Below are 17,197 nucleotides of genomic sequence, written 5' to 3' on the forward strand. Positions count from 1 at the left end.
TTGCACGGGCCTACGGTACGTAGGTCGGGTAAGCGATAGCGCCACCCGACAGCCGTTGCACCATCGCTTCAACCCTCTATTATCCCTCAAGAATAAATTTAACTGTCATACTTTTCTGACACAGTTGGACATATAGTGGAAATGCTCGCCATAATAAAGGCGAGACGGATTTACCACGTCCTGTGATTGAACTGGAGTGTGAGTAGTAATGGGTCAGGAAAAGTTATACATCGAGAAAGAGCTAAGCTGGTTAGCATTCAACGAGCGCGTGCTTCAGGAAGCGGCGGATAAAAGTAACCCGCTGATTGAGCGCATGCGTTTTCTGGGGATTTACTCCAATAACCTGGACGAGTTCTATAAAGTTCGCTTTGCTGAACTGAAGCGTCGAATCATCATTAGCGAAGAGCAGGGTTTAAACTCGAATTCGCGTCATCTGCTGGGCAAGATCCAGTCCCGGGTCCTGAAAGCCGATCAGGAATTTGACAGCCTGTATAACGAACTGCTGCTGGAGATGGCGCGCAACCAAATCTTCCTGATCAACGAGCGACAGCTCTCGGTCAACCAGCAGAGCTGGCTGCGCCACTATTTCAAACAGTATCTGCGCCAGCACATCACCCCTATTCTGATTAACCGTGAAACCGATCTGGTGCAGTTCCTGAAGGACGACTACACCTATCTGGCGGTGGAGATTATCCGCGGCGACAGCATTCGCTATGCGCTGCTGGAGATCCCGTCCGACAAGGTGCCGCGCTTCGTCAACCTGCCGCCGGAAACGCCGCGCCGTCGCAAGCCGATGATCCTGCTGGATAACATCCTGCGCTACTGCCTGGACGACATCTTCAAGGGCTTCTTCGATTACGATGCCCTGAACGCCTATTCGATGAAGATGACCCGTGACGCCGAGTACGACCTGGTGCACGAGATGGAGGCCAGCCTGATGGAGCTGATGTCCTCCAGCCTTAAGCAGCGTCTGACCGCCGAGCCGGTGCGCTTTGTCTATCAGCGCGATATGCCGGACGCGATGGTCGAGATGCTGCGTGAAAAGCTGACCATCTCCCGCTACGACTCCATCGTGCCGGGCGGTCGCTATCACAACTTCAAAGACTTTATCGGCTTCCCGAACGTCGGCAAGGCCAACCTGGTGAACAAGCCGCTGCCGCGTCTGCGCCATATCTGGTTCGATAAGTTCCGCAACGGCTTCGACGCAATCCGCGAGCGCGACGTCCTGCTCTACTATCCGTACCACACCTTTGAGCACGTGCTGGAGCTGATGCGTCAGGCGTCGTTCGACCCTAACGTGCTGGCGATCAAAATCAACATCTACCGCGTGGCGAAAGACTCCCGCATTATCGATGCGATGATCCATGCCGCCCATAACGGCAAGAAAGTGACCGTGGTGGTAGAGCTGCAGGCGCGTTTCGACGAAGAGGCGAACATCCACTGGGCCCGCCGTCTGACCGAGGCGGGCGTACACGTGATCTTCTCGGCCCCGGGGCTGAAGATCCACGCCAAGCTGTTCCTCATCTCCCGTAAAGAGGGTGATGACGTGGTGCGTTATGCCCATATCGGCACCGGCAACTTCAACGAGAAGACCGCGCGAATTTACACCGACTACTCGCTGCTCACCGCCGATGCGCGCATCACCAACGAGGTGCGCCGGGTATTCAACTTCATTGAGAACCCGTACCGTCCGGTCAGCTTCGACTATCTGCTGGTGTCGCCGCAGAACTCCCGTCGCCTGCTGTATGACATGATCGACCGTGAGATCGCTAATGCGCAGAAAGGCCTGCCTTCCGGCATTACGCTGAAGCTCAACAACCTGGTCGATAAAGGGCTGGTGGATCGCCTGTATGCCGCCTCCGGCTCAGGCGTTCCGGTCAATCTGCTGATCCGCGGCATGTGCTCCCTGATCCCCGAACTGGAGGGTATCAGCGAAAATATTCGCGTCATCAGCATCGTTGACCGTTACCTCGAGCACGATCGCACCTATATTTTTGAGAACGGTGGCGATAAACAGGTCTACCTCTCTTCCGCCGACTGGATGACGCGCAACATCGACTATCGCATCGAGGTAGCGACGCCGCTGCTCGATCCGCGGCTTAAGCAACAAGTACTTGATATTATTGATTTACTGTTAAACGATACCGTAAAAGCACGCTATATCGATAAAGAACTGAGTAACCGCTATGTGCCGCGCGGCAATCGCCGTAAGGTGCGGTCACAGCTGGCGATTTACGACTATATCAAATCACTCGAGCAACCCGATTAACCTATGCCGATAAACGATAAGACCCCACGACCGCAGGAGTTTGCTGCGGTCGACCTTGGTTCTAACAGCTTCCACATGGTCATTGCCCGTGAGGTTGATGGCGCAATGCAGATCATCGGTCGACTGAAACAGCGCGTCCACCTGGCTGACGGCCTGGGCGCCGACAACATGCTCAGCGAAGAGGCGATGGAGCGCGGGCTGAACTGCCTGTCGCTGTTTGCCGAACGCCTGCAGGGCTTCACCCCGTCGAGCGTCTGCATTGTCGGAACCCACACCCTTCGCCAGGCGGCGAACGCCACGGACTTTTTAAAGCGCGCGGAGCAGGTGATCCCCTACCCTATCGAGATCATTTCGGGGAATGAAGAAGCCCGTCTGATCTTCATGGGTGTGGAACATACTCAGCCGGAAAAAGGCCGCAAGCTGGTGATCGATATCGGCGGTGGCTCTACCGAACTGGTGATTGGCGAAAACTTTGAGCCGCATCTGGTCGAAAGCCGCCGGATGGGCTGCGTCAGTTTCGCCCAGATCTACTTCCCGGGCGGAACAATCAGCCGGGAAAACTTCCAGCGTGCGCGCATGGCCGCGGTGCAGAAGCTGGAGTCGCTCGCCTGGCAGTACCGACTGCAGGGCTGGAACGTGGCGCTTGGCGCCTCGGGTACGATTAAAGCCGCACATGAAGTGCTGGTGGAGATGGGCGAAAAAGATGGCTTTATCACCCCGGAGCGTCTGTCGATGCTGATGGAAGAGGTGATCAAGCATAAGAGCTTTGAAGCTCTGAGCCTGCCTGGCCTGTCCGAAGAGCGCAAAGCGGTGTTTGTTCCGGGTCTGGCGATCCTGTGCGGCGTGTTCGATGCGCTGGCCATTCGCGAGCTGCGCCTGTCTGACGGTGCGCTGCGCGAAGGCGTGCTGTATGAGATGGAAGGCCGATTCCGCCACCAGGATATTCGCAGCCGTACCGCACAGAGCCTGGCGAATCAGTACAACATCGACCGCGAGCAGGCGAAGCGGGTCCTGGAAACCACTACCCATATGTATGAGCAGTGGGAAACCCAGAACCCCAAACTGGCGCATCCGCAGCTGGCGGCCCTGCTGAAGTGGGCGGCGATGCTGCACGAAGTCGGGCTGAACATCAATCACAGCGGGATGCACCGCCATTCGGCCTACATTCTGCAAAACAGCGATCTGCCAGGCTTTAATCAGGAGCAGCAGACCATGATGGCTTCGCTGGTACGCTATCATCGCAAAGCCGTTAAGCTGGACGAGTTGCCGCGCTTTACGCTGTTCAAGAAAAAACAGTTCCTGCCGCTGATCCAGCTGTTACGTCTGGGTGTGCTGCTCAACAACCAGCGTCAGGCGACAACCACACCGCCAACTCTGACGCTCACCACGGATGATAATCACTGGACGCTGAGCTTCCCGCACGACTGGTTTAGCCAGAATGCCCTGGTGCTACTGGATCTGGAAAGAGAGCAGCAGTACTGGAGCGCCGTCACCGGCTGGTGCCTGAAAATTGAGGAAGAGCACTCTCCAAACGTTGCCGCGTAATCTCCTCTTCAGGCGCTCTTCGTGAGCGCCTGAAGAGGCAGTAAAGCGTCCAGCGGTACGGGTTTACCGATTAAATAACCCTGGAAATAATCAATCCCCAGCGCCTCTGCGGCGCAACGAATCTCTTCGCTCTCGACATATTCCGCCACCACCAGCATTTTCTTCATCCGCGCCAGATGGCAAATCGAGGCCACTATCTGATAATCCAGGCTGTTACTGACGATATTACGAATAAAGCTGCCGTCGATCTTAAGGATGTCGGCATCCACGCTTTTTAAACGGGCGTAACTGGCATAGCCAGTGCCAAAATCATCAATGGCGACCCGGCATCCCATCTCCTGCAAATGGTTCATGGTCTGCATGGCCAGCCCGGCGTTGCCAAAACTGCTGCTCTCGGTGATCTCGAATATCAGCTGCCAGCTCTCAATAGCATAGGTTTGCAGCATGTGGCTCACCTCAAGCGGCAGCTGCGCACGGCAAACGGATGAGGGCGACAGGTTGATAGCAAACCGCTGTCCCGGCAGACTCTCCCGGTTGTCGGCCATAAACTGCAGCGTCTTCTCCAGCACCAGCAGATCAATACGCGAGGAGAGGCCAAACTCCTGCGCGACGGGCAGAAATTCATCGGGCGAAATCAGCTCGGCGCCATCGTTTTGTAGCCGGAGCAGTACCTCGTGATAGTCATCGCCACGGATCCCCTGCACGGGCTGCGCCAGCAGAGTAAATTCATCCTTTTCAAGCGCACGCTGCAGGCGGTTCATCATCGCGACTTTGTCTTTCAGGCCGCGTTGCAGATTGATGGCGCCCCGCTGCTGCAGGTTTTCCGGGTGATTGGTCGCCAGAGAGAGATCGGCGATGGTACTCAGCTCGCCCAGCAGCAGATAAAGATGCACTACCGGTGAGCGCACATAGCAATAGCTGACCCCCACCTGCGGCTGGAGCGGCATCCCGTCCCAGAGGAAGCGAAAGCGCTTGATATGCAAATCCAGCTCGTCAATCCGGGACTGATGCGACTCGGTATTCAGACGCAGCACCAGATCGTGCCCGGACAGCTGATACACGCACTCATCCGGCTGCAAATAGCCGTTAATCCACGCGGCCAGTTTCTGTTTGTACTGGATACGCAGCAAGACGCCGTAGTTACGCCCTAACACTTCCAGCTCCGGGATACGCAGGAAACAGAGCACCGACCAGGGTTTTTTCCCCAGGGCGCGGTTGAGCGCCCGCAGGTTGGGGATATGCACCACCGGATCGAGAAATGCCAGTCGTCTGGCGCGAATATTGATCGCCCGCTGACGCGTCGCCAGCATCGACATGTAAACCACCACGAAGGTAAAGACCAGATAGCTGGAGGAGGTGATGGTGAGCTGAATGTCATAGCCCTGCGCCCGGGGGATGTAGCTGTCAAAAAAGTGAATTGAGACAATCAGCACCGGGGTCCAGATCAGGGACATCAGCTTATAGCCGAAGCGCATCGATCCCCACAGCATCACCGGCATCAACAGCGACAGCGTGTAGTTAGTGCTGAAGATGGTGCTGTTTTCGGTGATGGGCCACAGAAGCAAAGCCAGCAATGCGCTGGTTGCTACCAGCCAGATAGCCACCTCCGACGCCGTCACTTTACGGTCGATCTGGCACCAAATCTGCGACAGCAGGCTTCGTAAATAGCGGGGATGGCGGAGGGTACGGATGATCAGGTAGCAGAACGGCACGCCCGTCAGGCACCCGACCAGTAATCCCTGATAGTTAATCAGCGAGCGGATCCCGGGGATGCTGATACCCGCCAGGTCAAAGCGTGTCTTATAGACGCCAAGATAGATGGCAAACTGGAACAGCAGCAGGAAAATCGTGGCTGGACAGAACATCTGCCAGAACATCCGTTGCGCCATTAACCGTGCGTCACCATAGGAGACTTTATTGCGGCGAGGGGCAAAAACCCGATATCCGCCCCAGCTGAGGGTTATCGGGATCAAAAAATGGCCAATCGCCACGGCGGTCTCGTAACCGCCCACCGAAGGGTAGTAGCGAACAAAGAGCGCAAGCACAATGCCCGGCACCGCCGCCATGCCGTAAAAGAGCATCAGCGATAATAAAAAAGCCAGCGGCATGTAATAGAGCACCACCATATTCCCCTGAACCTGGGTGTAGGTAGTGGCAAGGCGCGCGACGGGCAGCAGAACGACCGGCAAAATCAACGGCAGCGCCCACCAGCGGTCTTTATATTTTTTGTATAACGAGAAAATAGTCATAGATGCCATGGTTAACCCGCTCATCCAGGGGCAGTTCTGACAGGCATCCAACCTGACGACGTTGCCGTGCAGACGAAATAACGTTTGCACGAAAGGAGCAAAGATTTTAGTAAGCCATGGCGAGCAAGATTTGACTTAAATCAAACAGATTAATTCCAGAAAAGAATATTCACATTTTTTAACCCTACTTTTGTGCTAATTATCAATGGCGTAAATAAACTAATTATTATATATAACATCTGGCGGCTTAATCGTTGACAGAATTTTACATTCCGAATAATTGACCCCTGTTGCCCCGTATGCCTTAATGGCACATCGCCCGCAGGGTATTTTCAGGAAAACGACAGTGAGTCAGGCTACACGTATGCGAAAACGACATCGGTTTAACACTCGGATGACGCGTATCATACTCCTTATCAGCTTATTCTTTTTTGTGGGCCGCTTCGTTTACTCCTCCATTGGTGCCTGGTATCACCACCAGGAAAAAAAGCAGGCGCAACAATCCAGCCTCTCTGGCGAATACGTCGAACGTTCCTCCACAACAATTAATTAATCCTGTTGTTTTTATGGGCTAATTAAATTATTTCGCCGTTTGTAATAATCGAATAATTTCGCTGATGCCTTTACTCAGCACTTTATCCTGACGCATAACGATGGCCAGCTGACGCTGTAAAACCGGCGTAAGCGATCGCACGCATAACCCCTGCCTGTCTTCCGTACAATCCACCGCCATGCGGGGAATAATGCTGTACCCCAGCCCGACGCGAACCATACGTTTGATGGCTTCGATACTGCCCGACTGCATTACCGGCTCAACGTCCACACCGCTGGCCTGGAACCAGGCGTCGATCACCGCCCTGGTGCTGCTCCCGGCACCAAAGGCGATAAAGGGGTGGGCCTGTAGCGCAGTGGCGGTCAGCGTGGTAAACAGCCCCTGCTGATCCTCTGCGGCAATAAACACAAACTCTTCATCCAGCACCGGCGCGATCGCCAGCGCCGAGCCCGCAGCGGGTAAGGTCACCAGTCCCAGGTCGAGACGGTTCTCTTCTATGGCGCGAACAATCTCCAGGGTATTGCCGGTGGTGACGCCGACCCGCAGCAGGGGGTGATCCTGACGCAGCTGCTGCAACAGCGGCGGCAAAAGATGGATACAGGCCGTAGCCCCCATCCCGACAGTGATCGTTCCGCTCACCTCATGGCTGAACGCGGCCACCGCCCGGATCGTCTCGTCTACCGCCTGCTCTATCCGCTCGCCGTGGGTCAACAACGCCAGCCCGGCCGGCGTGGCTTTGACGCCCCTTCCGGTACGCTCGATTAATCGCGCCTGCAGAAACTGCTCCAGCTGGCGGATCTGCAAACTTACTGCGGGCTGTGAAAGCCCAAGCACATCCGCTGCCGCAGAAAAACTGCCCCGCTGCACGACCAGTCGAAAGGTTGCCAGCTGTCCCAGATTCAGCGTCGTCATCACAAAGTTTCTCTTATAGAAGCCATAAACGCACCGGCCTGCCAGCATCCTGATGCGCGGGATATGCTCAGGATAACTGTCTGAAGGAATGAATGATAATGAAAAACCTGGCCATGCCCCGCGCGCTCCCCCTGACTACCGGCTGTAACCAGCTTATCAACTGGGGGATCTCCTTTTATATGCCGGGCACGTTCGCCCGGGCAATCACGGCGGACAGCGGCTGGTCTTCACCGGCGATCTATTCGGGCCTGACGCTGGCCATGCTGGTGATGGCCGCCCTCTCGCCGTTTGTCGCTAAGCTGCTGGCGCGGGCGGGTGGGCAACGGGTGGTGATGCTCGGATCGCTGCTGATTTCCGCCAGCTGCGTGGTGATGGCTTATGCCCAATCGCTTGTCGTCTGGTATGCCGCATGGATGGTGACCGGCATCGGCATGCGCCTGTCGCTGTACGACGCGCTGTTCGCGGCGCTGGTCAATCTCTACGGCCAGCAGGCGCGGGGAACCATTTCCCGCGTGACGCTGGCGGGCGGGCTGGCCTCGGTGGTGTTCTGGCCGCTGGGAGAGGCGTTGCTGACGATTATGACCTGGCGGAGCGCGCTGCTGGTTTATGCTCTGTTCGGCTTGCTGAGCGCCGCGTTAACCCTGTCATTACCCAATCAAACCCTCCCGCCAGTAAAGCAACCCAACCCGCCTGCCGGTGGACAGGATCGCCGCAACGGCTGGCTGTATGCCGCCTTTATTGCGCTGATCACCTTTGTCTCTAACGGCACCTCCACGCACCTGCCGGAATTTATCGCCAGCGTCGGCCTGCCGGTTACCATCGGCATGCTATGGGGGATTGGGCAGACCGGGGCGCGGTTCCTGGAGGTAGTTGCCGGGGCGAGACTCACCCCGCTGCGCCTGACGCTGCTCACCGCCCTTGCCATGCCGGTGTGCTTTATGCTCGGGCTGAGCAGTTCGCTCTTCCTCTGGTCTGCCGCCGGTTTTGTGCTGGGCTACGGGGCGATAAACGGGCTGGTGACCATTGTGAAAGCCACCCTGCCCTTGCAGCTGTTTGCCCCTGAAGAGTACGCCAGGCGCACCGGGGTACTGCTGATCCCGGCCCAGCTGATGGCGGCGGCCTCCCCGCTGGCTTATGCGTGGTTGAACCGGGCGTTCGGGACCCTCGGTGCGATGTGGCTGTCGTGGGGGCTGACGCTGGTGATTGCCGGGCTGGCGATGGCTATCGTGAAGGGTCAGGCTTCGCATCACAGTCAGGGCATCCCTGCCCTTAGCGACTAAAGTACGAATCCGCCGTCAATGGTCAGGCTTGAACCCGTCATATAGCCAGACGATTCACCAGCAAGCCATGCCGCCAGCGAGGCGATCTCATCCGGCTCGCCCATCCGCTGCAGCGGAATGCTACCGACGATCTGCTCCGCCATTCCGGCAGTCATATCGGTGGCGATAGGTCCTGGCTGAATGTTGTTAATGGTGATGCGGCGTGGCGCCAGGTCCAGCGCGAGGTTTTGCACCATCGAGGCGACTGCCGCTTTACTCATGGCATAAACGCTGCTGCCTGCATGCCCGGTACGCACCGCCGTATTGCTGCCGATGGTGATCACGCGCCCCCCTTCAGCCATCGGCTTAACCGCCGCCTGAATAGCAAGGAAGACGCCGCGCACGTTGACGGCCAGGGTAGCATCCAGATCGTCCAGCGAATATTGCTCAATAGTCCCGAGCCGAAGCACGCCCGCATTTACCACCGCGACATCCAGCCTGCCAAACTGCTGCAATGTTTTATCTACCGCCCTCTGGATAGCCTTCGCGTCTGCGCTGTCGGCTTCAATGGCTGTCGCCTGTCCGCCCTGTTGCTCAATCATTGAGACCAGCGCCTGCGCCCGGTCCGGGCGTGATACCCAGGTGACGGCAACCCGATAGCCGTCGTGCGCCAGTCGCGCCGCAATGGCCGCCCCGATACCGCGCGCGCCGCCGAAAACTAACGCTACTTTTTCGTAATTCATGATGGTCATTCTCCTGTTAGCTTCAGCACCCACCCGGGTGCCCAGGCAGACACCATGCCAGCAGAAACAGCCCCGCGCATGCGTGGAATGTATCGCACTGTATCCACGCCGCCCTGCTTACGCAGCCATACAAAAAAGCCACCCGCAGCAAACAGACCCGATACATAAAAATGGTTTTCTGTATCTGTCGCCATTGATGACCTGAAGAGGAGATACCCGAATGATGCGTCGACATTTACTGCTCACTCTGTTCGCGCTGACATCTGGCTGCACCTGGGCCGCACCGTTAAGCGGGCTCAGTGCCGCAGATGTTAACGGCCCGGCCGCCGTTGCACCGCTCGATCAGCCTCAGCCCCCGGCCAGGCTGATTGTGGATCCGCCGCTGGCGGGCCCGCTGAGTAAAGGCGCAGTCTTTATTCAATACCGCACCGAGAACATGCGCATTGAACCCGTATTCGGGCCCGAGGCGCTCAAAGTAACGCCGCGCATCGGCCATATCCACGTCATCGTGGATGACAATCCCTGGCACTGGGCCGATGCCAGCGGCGAGCCGGTCATTCTGGTGGGGCTGCCCGCAGGCCCTCACAAAGTGACTCTTATTCTCGCCGACCCAACCCATAAACCTGTTGACCGTAAAACCATCGAATTCACCGTGCCGCCGCATGCCGCGGTTACGCACTGAACGCAGCCACTCACTTATTTTTAAGGATTTAAACCATGAGAACATTACTGATTGCTGTACTGACCTTTACTGCTGCAATGGCCTCTTCCGCTTTCGCCGCCCAGGAAGTTAACCAGCCTCAGGGGCTGCAAAAAATTGGCACCGTTTCCGACAGCAGCGGCACAAGGTCGCTCGCGGATCTGGAGGCGAAACTGCAGGCCAAAGCCGCCGAAGCGGGAGCCAGCGCGTTTCGCATTACCTCCGCCGGGGGAAATAACACCCTGTCAGGCACTGCGGATATTTATCGTTGAGGCGTAACCATGAAAAAACTGTCTATCCATACCTTAGCGGCGGGTCTGCTGCTGGCCGCCGCCAGCGGCACGGCGCTGGCGAACAGTAAAACCGTGGTACTGGTGCACGGCGCTTTTGCCGACGGCAGCAGCTGGAACCGGGTGATCGACAAACTGCAACGCCAGCATACCGAGGTTATTGCCGTTCAGCTGCCGCTCACCTCGTTAAAAGAGGATGTCGCCGCGACTCAGCGCGCCATCGCCCGGACTCACGGGGATGTGGTGCTGGTGGGCCACTCCTGGGGCGGGACGGTGATTAGCGAAGCGGGCAACGATGCGCGGGTAAAATCGCTGGTTTACGTGGCGGCGTTTGCCCCGGACTCGGGCCAGTCAACGGCGGATCTGGCGGGGAGCTATCCCGCCCCGCCGGGCAGCGCAGGTATCGCCAAAACCGCAGACGGTTTTCTCTATTTGCCATCCAAATCGGTACGCCAGGATTTTGCACCAGATATTAAGGCAGGTGAGCAAAGCACGCTGACCGTCACTCAGGGCCCGATCCGCGCCGACGCCTTTGCGGAAAAGATCACCCATGCGGCCTGGCACGATAAGCCAAGCTGGTATGTGGTCAGCAAGAATGACCGGATGATCAACCCGGATCTTGAGCGTGCGATGGCGAAGGCGATTAATGCCAAAACAACGGAGGTAGCGGCAAGCCATGTGTCGATGGTGAGCCAGCCGGAGGAGATTGCCCGGGTGATTGAGCAAGCGGTGAAGTGAAACAGGCAATAAAAAGCCCGCAGGATGCGGGCTTGAATAGAGAACGATTAACGGGCGGGGATTATTCCCACTCAATCGTAGCCGGTGGCTTCCCGCTGATGTCATACACCACGCGAGAAATACCGTTAACTTCGTTGATGATGCGGTTAGACACGCGGCCTAAGAAGTCATACGGCAGGTGTGCCCAGTGGGCAGTCATAAAGTCGATGGTCTCAACCGCACGCAGGGAGACAACCCAGTCGTACTTACGGCCATCGCCCATTACGCCGACAGAGCGAACCGGCAGGAAGACGGTGAACGCCTGGCTCACTTTGTTGTACAGATCCGCTTTGTGCAGCTCTTCGATGAAGATCGCATCGGCACGACGCAGCAGATCGCAGTACTCTTTCTTCACTTCGCCCAGCACGCGTACGCCCAGACCCGGACCCGGGAACGGGTGACGGTAGAGCATATCGTACGGCAGACCCAGCTCCAGACCGATCTTACGCACTTCGTCTTTGAACAGCTCACGCAGCGGTTCAACGAGACCCATCTTCATCTCTTTCGGCAGGCCGCCCACGTTGTGGTGAGATTTGATGACGTGTGCTTTACCGGTGGCAGAAGCCGCGGACTCGATCACGTCAGGGTAGATGGTGCCCTGTGCCAGCCACTTCACGTCTTCCAGCTTCAGCGCTTCTTCATCGAAAACTTCTACGAAGACGCGGCCGATGATTTTACGTTTTGCTTCTGGATCGTTTTCGCCTTCCAGCGCGTCCAGGAAGCGCTTCTCGCCTTCCACGTGAACAATGTTCAGACCGAAGTGGTCACCGAACATGTCCATAACCTGCTGGGCTTCGTTCAGACGCAGCAGACCGTTGTCCACGAAGACACAGGTGAGGTTTTTGCCGATGGCACGGTGCAGCAGCATTGCGGTCACGGAGGAGTCCACGCCGCCGGACAGGCCGAGGATCACTTTGTCATCACCGACCTGCTGGCGAATACGCTCAACCGCATCGTCGATGATTTTTGCTGGCGTCCACAGGGCTTCACACTGGCAGATGTCGATGACAAAACGCTCCAGCATGCGCAGGCCCTGACGGGTGTGGGTCACTTCCGGGTGGAACTGCACGCCGTAGAAGCGTTTTTCTTCGTTAGCCATGATGGCGAACGGGCAGCTCTCGGTGCTGGCAACGGTCACGAAGTCGGATGGGATAGCGGTGACTTTGTCGCCATGGCTCATCCACACGTCGAGCAGCGCTTTGCCGTCGGCGGTCAGGGAGTCTTCGATACCGCGGATCAGGGCGCTGTCGGTCTGCACTTCAACCTGCGCGTAGCCGAATTCACGCTCGTTAGAACCTTCAACGTGACCACCCAGCTGCATCGCCATGGTCTGCATGCCGTAGCAGACGCCGAACACCGGCACGCCGGCTTCGAACACGTACTGCGGTGCACGCGGGCTGTTATCTTCGGTGGTGCTTTCCGGACCACCGGAAAGGATGATACCGCTTGGGTTGAACTCGCGAATCTGAGCTTCCGTAACATCCCACGCCCACAGTTCGCAGTAAACGCCCAGCTCACGCACGCGACGCGCCACCAGCTGAGTGTATTGAGAACCGAAATCGAGGATGAGAATGCGATGTTTATGAATATTTTCCGTCATTGACGCTAATTCCGAGGCAAGTGAAACAAAAACAGAGCGCCCGGCTCAAAGCCGGGCGCGGAAATTAATCAGGAGCCCATACGGTAGTTCGGAGACTCTTTGGTGATCGTCACGTCGTGAACGTGGCTTTCCTGGATACCTGCACCGCTGATACGCACGAATTCCGCTTTAGTACGCAGCAGGTCAATGGTACCACAGCCGGTCAGACCCATACAGGAGCGCAGGCCGCCCATCTGCTGGTGAATGATCTCTTTCAGGTAGCCTTTATAGGCCACGCGACCTTCGATACCTTCCGGCACCAGTTTGTCGGCAGCGTTATCGGTCTGGAAGTAACGGTCGGAGGAGCCTTTGGACATCGCGCCCAGAGAACCCATGCCGCGGTAAGATTTGTAAGAGCGGCCCTGGAACAGTTCGATTTCGCCCGGGGACTCTTCGGTACCGGCCAGCATGGAGCCAACCATTACCGCTGCCGCACCGGCCGCGATGGCTTTGGCGATGTCGCCGGAGAAGCGGATACCGCCGTCAGCGATAACCGGAATACCGGTACCTTCCAGCGCTTCTACCGCGTCGGATACCGCGGTGATCTGCGGAACACCCACGCCAGTGACGATACGGGTGGTACAGATGGAGCCTGGGCCAATGCCCACTTTCACCGCGCTGCAACCCGCTTCAGCCAGGGCACGAGCGCCTGCGCCGGTGGCCACGTTGCCACCAATAATTTGCAGATCAGGATATTTTGCACGGGTTTCGCGAATACGCTGCAGCACGCCTTCGGAGTGGCCGTGAGAGGAGTCGATCAGCAGCACGTCAACGCCGGCAGCAACCAGCGCATCAACGCGCTCTTCGTTGCCTGCGCCCGCGCCAACCGCAGCACCGACGCGCAGACGGCCATGCTCGTCTTTACAGGCGTTCGGTTTACGTTCTGCTTTCTGGAAGTCTTTAACGGTGATCATGCCGAGCAGGTGGAAGCTGTCGTCCACAACCAGCGCTTTTTCAACGCGTTTTTCGTGCATTTTTGCGAAGACCACGTCGCGGGACTCGCCTTCACGCACGGTAACCAGACGCTCTTTCGGGGTCATGTAGACGCTGACCGGCTGGTTCAGGTCGGTGACGAAACGCACGTCACGACCGGTGATGATACCCACCAGTTCGTTATCGGAGGTCACAACCGGGTAGCCTGCAAAGCCGTTACGCTCGGTCAGCGCTTTCACTTCGTGCAGGGTGGTGGTTGGCAGAACGCTCTGTGGATCGGTAACGATGCCAGATTCATGTTTCTTCACGCGGCGAACTTCTTCCGCCTGACGCTCGATAGACATGTTTTTATGAATAAAGCCAATGCCGCCTTCCTGAGCCAGGGCGATAGCCAGGCGCGCTTCAGTCACGGTGTCCATTGCCGCGGAGAGCATAGGAATGTTCAGGCGAATGGTTTTGGTCAACTGCGTGCTGAGGTCGGCAGTATTCGGCAGAACGGTGGAATGAGCGGGAACGAGGAGGACGTCGTCAAACGTCAGTGCTTCTTTAGCGATACGTAGCATGGGCAATATCTCTGACCTGGGTGGTTAAATATTGCCGTGGCATTATACAGAGCGTAACCGATTGCATCTACACTTTTTTATAAAAAATGCTTGCGATTGCCTCTTATCAGGTTACTATCGACTGAATAACTTGCTGATTTAGAATTTGATCCCGCTCACATGTTATCCTCTCAATCCCCCTCAATTTATACCGTTAGCCGCCTGAATCAGACGGTCCGTTTACTGCTTGAGCAGGAAATTGGCCAGGTGTGGATTAGCGGAGAGATCTCCAATTTCACCCAGCCGGCATCTGGTCACTGGTACTTCACCCTGAAGGACAATACCGCTCAGGTGCGCTGCGCGATGTTCCGCAACAGCAACCGTCGGGTGACCTTCCGGCCACAGCACGGGCAGCAGGTGCTGGTTCGCGCCAGTATCACCCTGTACGAACCGCGCGGTGATTATCAGATTATCGTTGAGAGCATGCAGCCAGCGGGTGAAGGGCTTCTCCAGCAGAAATATGAGCAGCTGAAAGCCACGCTTTCGGCGGAAGGGCTGTTCGATCAGCAATATAAACAGCCGCTCCCCTCCCCTGCCCACTGCGTAGGGGTGATTACCTCGAAAACCGGCGCCGCGCTGCATGACATTCTGCACGTCCTGAAACGCCGCGACCCTTCCCTGCCGGTCATTATCTACCCGACCGCAGTGCAGGGTGACGATGCGCCCGGGCAGATTGTCCGCGCCATTCAGCTTGCCAACGCCCGTCAGGAGTGTGATGTGCTGATCGTCGGGCGCGGAGGCGGTTCGCTGGAAGATCTCTGGAGCTTTAACGACGAACGCGTGGCGCGGGCAATTTTTGCCAGCCAGATCCCGGTGGTTAGCGCCGTCGGGCACGAAACCGACGTCACCATTGCGGATTTTGTCGCCGACCTGCGGGCGCCGACGCCGTCTGCCGCGGCAGAAGTGGTGAGCCGTAACCAGCTCGAGCTGCTGCGCCAGATGCAAAACGGCCAACAGCGCCTCGAGATGGCGATGGACTATTTCCTCGCCAACCGCACCCGTCGTTTTACCCAGCTGCATCATCGCCTGCAGCAGCAGCACCCGCAGCTGCGTCTGGCCCGTCAGCAAACCGTACTGGAACGTCTGCGCCAGCGGATGAACCTCGCGGTGGACAGTCAGCTTAAACGGGCGGTGCAGCGCCAGCAGCGCACTACTCAGCGCCTGAACCAGCACAACCCGCAGCCGCGCATCTGGCGCGCGCAAACGCGTATTCAGCAGCTGGAGTATCGCCTCGCGGAAAACCTGCGCGCGCAACTGAGCAGCACCCGCGAGCGCTTCGGTAAGGCGGTCACCCATCTGGAAGCCGTCAGTCCGCTCTCGACGCTGGCTCGCGGTTACAGCGTGACCACCGCGAACGATGGCAAAGTGCTGAAGCAGACCAAACAGGTCAAAGCCGGGGATGTGCTCACCACCCGGTTGTCAGACGGCTGGGTGGAAAGCGAAGTGAAAGGCGTGACGCCAGTGAAGAAAACGCGCGCCCGCAAAAAAGCGTGATCATGGTTTGCCGTCAGGCGTGACGGCAAGCAGCCCCCAGGACAGCCCGGAAAAAATGACCAGCGCTACCGCTGCGCCTGCCATTCCCAGTAACAGGCCAAACGCTACGGAGCCGACAACCTGTCCGGCTGCCAGCATCAGAAAAGCCATACTGACACCCACAGCAGGTGACGGATGGGTGATAACCGCGCCCTGCACCAGCAGTACGCCGGACAAAATCACGTATCCCGCCCCGCTCATCGCCACCACCGGGACCAGCCACCAGGCAAACCCTTCTGTTAGCGCAAGGGCCAGCAGCGAGGCGGCCATGAAAATCTGCGAAACTCGATAAACGCCGCGCATCCCGATACGTTTTGCCGCACTTCCGGTAAACACGGCGACGATCCCTGCCCCGCCGCTCACCAGCCACAGAACCCGCGTCACGGCGCTATCAAGCCCGGTATGGCTCGTTAGCAACACCGGGCCAAAACTCCACCAGGCGGCGCTGGCAATGCCGCTCACGAAAGTAATCATTAACAGACGGCACATACCCGTCTTGCGAAGCAAATCGCGCCAGGAGGGTGTTCGTTCACGCTTGCGCGTAGCCCGACCCGGCAGATAACGCCACGCTGCCAGCAGGCAGAGCAGTGCCAGGAGGGCAAAGACGATACAGGCCGCACGCCAGCCGCCCGGCATAAAAAACAGAACCGGCACCGAGAGGATAATCCCGGCGCTTGTTCCGGCATTAATGACGGTATTCACCAGGGTCTGGCGATCTGGCGCAATGGTGTCATCTACGGCTCCGGCAAGCGCGGGTGAGGCCAGCCCCGAACTTAATCCGGCAATAAATAATCCTGTCGCAAGGGTGAGCGGCAGCGACGAGAATGCCAGAATAAACAGCCCGCTTGCTGCCGTGACGGCTGCCAGCAAAGCCGGTACGCGGGAGCCGAAACGGTAAGTGAGGAAAGAGGCAAAGAGGACTGACAGGCAATAAGCCGCATAGCTACAGGCTGCAATCCCCCCGGCAACCTGGGGCGAGAAAGGGATGGCCTGACGAATATCGGGCAACATCAGCCCCCAGGAAAATCTCGCCATGCCGTAAGTCACCGCGATTAATGAGAACCCGGTTATACCCAGTGCAATCGGTCTGTTCATTACGCCCCTCTTTTTACCCGCAGTAAAAACCTAAACGCTGAGCAGGCGTTGTGCCAGTTTTTACCGGTACGAATACTCTGACTTCTCCCCGCTCCCGG

General features: G+C 57.5%; 14 protein-coding genes. 8 read left to right on the plus strand and 6 right to left on the minus strand.

Annotation, left to right across the window (positions count from 1 at the left end; translation table 11 throughout):
* Positions 1 to 208 precede the first annotated feature (208 nt).
* Positions 209 to 2,269: a polyphosphate kinase 1 gene (gene ppk1 / locus ES815_RS03715; RefSeq protein WP_142486673.1), complete on the plus strand. Its 2,061-nt coding sequence runs from the start codon at positions 209 to 211 to the stop codon at positions 2,267 to 2,269.
* 3 nt (positions 2,270 to 2,272) lie between these two features.
* A complete protein-coding gene (gene ppx / locus ES815_RS03720) occupies positions 2,273 to 3,814 on the plus strand; it encodes an exopolyphosphatase (protein WP_142486674.1) in 1,542 nt (513 codons plus the stop codon).
* Positions 3,815 to 3,822: 8 nt separating this feature from the next.
* Here the strand turns inward: ppx and ES815_RS03725 are convergent, their stop codons facing one another.
* Positions 3,823 to 6,063: an EAL domain-containing protein gene (locus ES815_RS03725; protein WP_142490012.1), complete on the minus strand. Its 2,241-nt coding sequence runs from the start codon at positions 6,061 to 6,063 to the stop codon at positions 3,823 to 3,825.
* A gap of 346 nt (positions 6,064 to 6,409) precedes the next feature.
* Here ES815_RS03725 and ES815_RS03730 point away from each other — a divergent pair, with 346 nt between their 5' ends.
* The gene (locus ES815_RS03730; protein ID WP_142486675.1) at positions 6,410 to 6,616 is read left to right on the plus strand and encodes a YfgG family protein; all 207 of its coding nucleotides are present in this window, start codon (positions 6,410 to 6,412) and stop codon (positions 6,614 to 6,616) included.
* 27 nt (positions 6,617 to 6,643) lie between these two features.
* On the opposite strand, the gene ES815_RS03735 is transcribed toward ES815_RS03730, so the two are convergent.
* Entirely contained in the window at positions 6,644 to 7,528 is an 885-nt protein-coding gene (locus tag ES815_RS03735; protein ID WP_142486676.1) for a LysR family transcriptional regulator, read from the minus strand.
* Positions 7,529 to 7,626: 98 nt separating this feature from the next.
* Between ES815_RS03735 and ES815_RS03740 the strand changes: the two genes are divergently transcribed.
* A complete protein-coding gene (locus ES815_RS03740) occupies positions 7,627 to 8,808 on the plus strand; it encodes an MFS transporter (RefSeq protein ID WP_142486677.1) in 1,182 nt (393 codons plus the stop codon).
* Here ES815_RS03740 and ES815_RS03745 read toward each other — a convergent pair.
* A complete protein-coding gene (locus ES815_RS03745) occupies positions 8,805 to 9,530 on the minus strand; it encodes an SDR family oxidoreductase (protein WP_142486678.1) in 726 nt (241 codons plus the stop codon). The two genes, ES815_RS03740 and ES815_RS03745, sit on opposite strands and share 4 nt — an antisense overlap.
* Positions 9,531 to 9,750: 220 nt before the next feature.
* On the opposite strand from ES815_RS03745, the gene ES815_RS03755 reads away from it, so the two are divergent.
* Genes ES815_RS03755 through ES815_RS03765 form a run of 3 tightly spaced genes read left to right on the plus strand, consistent with a single transcriptional unit; the run spans position 9,751 to position 11,258 of the window.
* Positions 9,751 to 10,212, plus strand: a complete 462-nt coding sequence (locus tag ES815_RS03755; protein ID WP_142486680.1) for a DUF6130 family protein — start codon at positions 9,751 to 9,753, stop codon at positions 10,210 to 10,212.
* 35 nt (positions 10,213 to 10,247) lie between these two features.
* A complete protein-coding gene (locus tag ES815_RS03760; protein WP_142486681.1) occupies positions 10,248 to 10,502 on the plus strand; it encodes a YdgH/BhsA/McbA-like domain containing protein in 255 nt (84 codons plus the stop codon).
* Positions 10,503 to 10,511: 9 nt separating this feature from the next.
* Entirely contained in the window at positions 10,512 to 11,258 is a 747-nt protein-coding gene (locus ES815_RS03765) for an alpha/beta fold hydrolase (protein WP_142486682.1), read from the plus strand.
* 61 nt (positions 11,259 to 11,319) lie between these two features.
* Here the strand turns inward: ES815_RS03765 and guaA are convergent, their stop codons facing one another.
* On the minus strand, positions 11,320 to 12,897 hold the full coding sequence (gene guaA / locus ES815_RS03770) for a glutamine-hydrolyzing GMP synthase (RefSeq protein WP_142486683.1): 1,578 nt from the start codon (positions 12,895 to 12,897) through the stop codon (positions 11,320 to 11,322).
* A gap of 68 nt (positions 12,898 to 12,965) precedes the next feature.
* A complete protein-coding gene (gene guaB / locus ES815_RS03775) occupies positions 12,966 to 14,432 on the minus strand; it encodes an IMP dehydrogenase (protein WP_142486684.1) in 1,467 nt (488 codons plus the stop codon).
* A gap of 159 nt (positions 14,433 to 14,591) precedes the next feature.
* Here guaB and xseA point away from each other — a divergent pair, with 159 nt between their 5' ends.
* Entirely contained in the window at positions 14,592 to 15,965 is a 1,374-nt protein-coding gene (gene xseA / locus ES815_RS03780; protein WP_142486685.1) for an exodeoxyribonuclease VII large subunit, read from the plus strand.
* Here the strand turns inward: xseA and ES815_RS03785 are convergent, their stop codons facing one another.
* The gene (locus ES815_RS03785; RefSeq protein WP_142486686.1) at positions 15,966 to 17,099 is read right to left on the minus strand and encodes an MFS transporter; all 1,134 of its coding nucleotides are present in this window, start codon (positions 17,097 to 17,099) and stop codon (positions 15,966 to 15,968) included. It abuts the gene before it with no gap.
* Positions 17,100 to 17,197 lie beyond the last annotated feature (98 nt).

It is taken from the genome of Leclercia adecarboxylata, from assembly GCF_006874705.1.
Lineage (GTDB): Bacteria > Pseudomonadota > Gammaproteobacteria > Enterobacterales > Enterobacteriaceae > Enterobacter > Enterobacter adecarboxylatus_C.

Bases quoted from the DNA above. Each gene is read 5' to 3' on its own strand.
- ES815_RS03735 (WP_142486676.1), bottom strand. From the start codon at position 7,528: ATGACGACGCTGAATCTGGGACAGCTGGCAACCTTTCGACTGGTCGTG.
- ES815_RS03725 (WP_142490012.1), bottom strand. From the start codon at position 6,063: ATGACTATTTTCTCGTTATACAAAAAATATAAAGACCGCTGGTGGGCG.
- guaB (WP_142486684.1), bottom strand. From the start codon at position 14,432: ATGCTACGTATCGCTAAAGAAGCACTGACGTTTGACGACGTCCTCCTC.
- ES815_RS03755 (WP_142486680.1), top strand. From the start codon at position 9,751: ATGATGCGTCGACATTTACTGCTCACTCTGTTCGCGCTGACATCTGGC.
- ES815_RS03785 (WP_142486686.1), bottom strand. From the start codon at position 17,099: ATGAACAGACCGATTGCACTGGGTATAACCGGGTTCTCATTAATCGCG.
- guaA (WP_142486683.1), bottom strand. From the start codon at position 12,897: ATGACGGAAAATATTCATAAACATCGCATTCTCATCCTCGATTTCGGT.
- ppk1 (WP_142486673.1), top strand. From the start codon at position 209: ATGGGTCAGGAAAAGTTATACATCGAGAAAGAGCTAAGCTGGTTAGCA.
- ES815_RS03740 (WP_142486677.1), top strand. From the start codon at position 7,627: ATGAAAAACCTGGCCATGCCCCGCGCGCTCCCCCTGACTACCGGCTGT.
- ES815_RS03765 (WP_142486682.1), top strand. From the start codon at position 10,512: ATGAAAAAACTGTCTATCCATACCTTAGCGGCGGGTCTGCTGCTGGCC.
- ES815_RS03760 (WP_142486681.1), top strand. From the start codon at position 10,248: ATGAGAACATTACTGATTGCTGTACTGACCTTTACTGCTGCAATGGCC.
- ppx (WP_142486674.1), top strand. From the start codon at position 2,273: ATGCCGATAAACGATAAGACCCCACGACCGCAGGAGTTTGCTGCGGTC.
- ES815_RS03745 (WP_142486678.1), bottom strand. From the start codon at position 9,530: ATGAATTACGAAAAAGTAGCGTTAGTTTTCGGCGGCGCGCGCGGTATC.
- xseA (WP_142486685.1), top strand. From the start codon at position 14,592: ATGTTATCCTCTCAATCCCCCTCAATTTATACCGTTAGCCGCCTGAAT.